Genomic DNA, 1,757 nt, shown 5'->3' with positions numbered 1-1,757 from the left:
TCCAGAGTTGCAGGCCCAGGCCGACGGCGGCGGCCAGCGTGCCGTTGGCGATCGCCACGGTGCGCGGTGCGCCGCCCATCAAAAGCGGTTCGGTCAGCGAGCGATGCAGCGGCACCTCGAAGCCGGCCGCGAAGCTGTCCGGCCCGCTCATACGACGGCCCCGCCGGAGAAGCTGAAGAACGACAGGAAGAAGCTCGAAGCCGCGAACGCGATGGACAGGCCGAACACGATCTGGATCAGCTTGCGGAATCCGCCCGATGTGTCGCCGAAGGCCAGCGCGAGGCCGGTGGCGATGATGATGATGACCGCGACGATGCGTGCCACCGGCCCCTGAATCGACTCCAGAATGGATTGCAGAGGGCCTTCCCATGGCATCGAGGAACCGGATGCCTTCGCCGTGCCCGCCGTCATTAGCATGACTGCGGCCAGCAGCAGGCCGTGGTGCGCGGGGCCGACCAGCCGCCGCAGGCGTGCGATGGTCGAAGCCGGATTTACGGAAATACGGGAAGCAGGAATGTGCATCTGCGTCATGGCAGTTCTCCAGGTTGGTCAGGGGACAAGGAAGGCGCAGCGGCATCGGCTGCGAGAGGAACCGGCGTCAGCTCGGGAAACGGCGTTTCCAGCGCGTCCGCCAGGCGGTAGCCCACACCGTCGAAGCCGACGACGCGGGCGATGCTTTCCACGCGGCGCTTGCGGCCGCGTCCGGCGATGTGGATCACGACGTTGACCGCCTCGGCGATCAGCGCACGCGGCGGGTTCACCGCCACTTCAAGAATCAACTGTTCGAGGCGCAGCAGCGCGCCCAGCGCGGAACCGGCGTGGATGGTGGCGATGCCGCCGGGGTGGCCGGTGCCCCACACCTTAACCAAGTCCAGAGCTTCGCCGCCGCGCACTTCGCCGACGATCACGCGGTCGGGGCGCAGGCGCATCGTGGCGCGCACCAGCTCGGTCATGGACACGACGCCCGCGCGGGTGCGCAGCGGCACATGGTCGCGGGCCGCGCATTGCAGCTCGATGGTGTCTTCGAGCACCAGCACGCGGTCGCCCGTGGCGGCGATTTCCGCAAGCAAGGCATTGGCGAGCGTGGTCTTGCCACTGCTCGTCGCCCCGGCGATCAGGATGTTCTGGCGCTCGCGCACGGCGCGGCGCAGGAACTCGGCCTGCGCGGTGGTCAGGATGCCATCGGCGACGTAGCGATCCAGCCCGATGATGCTCACGGCGCGCTTGCGCAGCGCGAAGGCTGGCCCAGGCGCAGCCGGCGGCAAGATGCCCTCGAACCGCTCGCCGGTTTCGGGCAGCTCGGCCGTCAGCAGCGGCCGCCCGCGATGCACCTCCGCGCCAACGTGCGCGGCTACCAGTCGGATGATGCGTTCGCCATCGTCTTCGGACAGTTCCACGCCCAGCGGCATGCGGCCCGAGGACAGCCGATCTACCCATAGGGTGCGATCGGGGTTGAGCATGATTTCCACCACGTCGGGATCGGCCAGCGCGCTGGCGATGACCGGCCCCATTGCCGTGCGCAGCATCTGGATGCGGCGATCCAGCGAAGCCGCGGTGGACGAGCGTTCGGGCGGGGTCTGCGGAAGGGCGCTCATGAGGCACGCTCCTGCGCTTCGGCCAGCGCCGCCGCGTCATCCATTCGCACCGGGTCGGGGTGCAGTTCGTCCACTACGTCCCGCACCAGGCTGCGGCCGCGCAGCAGGTGGCGGCCCAACTGTTCAACGAATTGCTCGAAGCGTGCCCGGCCTTGGGCGCGC

Annotated in this window: 2 protein-coding genes and 2 pseudogenes; all 4 read right to left on the bottom strand. The window is 68.9% G+C overall.

Annotated elements, in window-relative coordinates; genetic code table 11:
- Window positions 1-151, bottom strand: a pseudogene (locus Q0X16_RS02500) (VirB3 family type IV secretion system protein); the annotation flags it as partial.
- Window positions 148-531: a TrbC/VirB2 family protein gene (locus Q0X16_RS02495; RefSeq protein WP_048257309.1), complete on the bottom strand. Its 384-nt coding sequence runs from the start codon at window positions 529-531 to the stop codon at window positions 148-150. The pseudogene Q0X16_RS02500 and the gene Q0X16_RS02495, both read right to left, overlap by 4 nt.
- Entirely contained in the window at window positions 528-1,595 is a 1,068-nt protein-coding gene (trbB, locus tag Q0X16_RS02490; protein WP_060544818.1) for a P-type conjugative transfer ATPase TrbB, read from the bottom strand. The genes Q0X16_RS02495 and trbB overlap by 4 nt, the downstream gene beginning before the upstream one ends.
- Window positions 1,592-1,757, bottom strand: a pseudogene (locus Q0X16_RS02485) (CopG family transcriptional regulator); the annotation flags it as partial. The pseudogene Q0X16_RS02485 and the gene trbB, both read right to left, overlap by 4 nt.

It is taken from the genome of Thermomonas sp., from assembly GCF_025993755.1.
In the GTDB taxonomy this organism is placed as follows: Bacteria; Pseudomonadota; Gammaproteobacteria; order Xanthomonadales; family Xanthomonadaceae; genus Thermomonas.
This window is presented reverse-complemented; position numbering and strand designations above follow the sequence as displayed.

What these genes read in the sequence shown, in the direction of transcription:
- Q0X16_RS02495 (WP_048257309.1), bottom strand. Translation starts at nt 531, where the DNA reads ATGACGCAGATGCACATTCCTGCTTCCCGTATTTCCGTAAATCCGGCT.
- trbB (WP_060544818.1), bottom strand. Translation starts at nt 1,595, where the DNA reads ATGAGCGCCCTTCCGCAGACCCCGCCCGAACGCTCGTCCACCGCGGCT.